Origin of the sequence: Pseudoalteromonas sp. S3178 (assembly GCF_005886985.1) — a bacterium.
GTDB lineage: Bacteria > Pseudomonadota > Gammaproteobacteria > Enterobacterales > Alteromonadaceae > Pseudoalteromonas > Pseudoalteromonas carrageenovora.
In genome coordinates this window covers 1-335 of sequence record NZ_PNCW01000486.1, presented here as the reverse complement: position 1 = coordinate 335, position 335 = coordinate 1, and the positions used below count along the sequence as shown (strand labels likewise).

Annotated in this window: 1 pseudogene; it reads right to left on the bottom strand. The window is 37.9% G+C overall.

The features are described 5' to 3' along the window. Positions 1–327: pseudogene (locus tag CWC11_RS21855) on the bottom strand (alkaline phosphatase D family protein); the annotation flags it as partial. Between the last annotated feature and the right edge of the window lie 8 nt (positions 328–335).

Genomic DNA, 335 nt, shown 5'->3' with positions numbered 1-335 from the left:
ATCAATATAGCACCAAGGTGTTGTGTGATTGCGAGAAGAGCAACCATAAAACTGTTCACCCTTATCGGATGAAGGGTCCATACAAGTTTTACCTGATATTGTTTTATATTTTGGTAAAGTTTCTGCTCGAACATTTCCCCAGCTAGACTCTTCAACAGGGCTTTTTAAGTAGCACCATTGGCTACCTGCATTATTTTTATTAGTGGTGCCTTGGTAGTCTGCACCTAGGTAATTAAAGCTTGATTTACATTCATTGTAATGTACTTCCGGTGCAGCCATCACCATTGTTGGTAATATACTTAATAGCAAATAACGTGTTATTTTCATTGTAACCC